The 233-nt window shown below is 51.1% G+C and carries 1 protein-coding gene; it reads right to left on the reverse strand.

The features are described 5' to 3' along the window. Positions 1 to 233: hypothetical protein (locus KVT36_RS32315; protein ID WP_217607526.1), on the reverse strand; the 233-nt coding region annotated here is incomplete at both ends.

A 233-nucleotide genomic window follows, 5' to 3' on the forward strand; every position in this document is an offset into this window, starting at 1 on the left:
CGGCACGGTAAAATAACCGGCTGGTGTATACTGTGTGGTAAGGTTGGTGGGAGAGCCGGCACACATGGTGTACTCGCCGCCCTGCTGGTCGGTTTGCCCGTCAAAGAAAGTGTAGATATATGGTGTGCAATAGGAAAAGCTGATAGCGTCAACCGCAAGGTTGTTACCACTACCACCGGGCGCATTATTACGCATCTGTACAATTACATCCGTAAGGCCGGGCAGTGTTTTAA

It is taken from the genome of Chitinophaga sp. GbtcB8, from assembly GCF_019091455.1.
Classification (GTDB): domain Bacteria; phylum Bacteroidota; class Bacteroidia; order Chitinophagales; family Chitinophagaceae; genus Chitinophaga.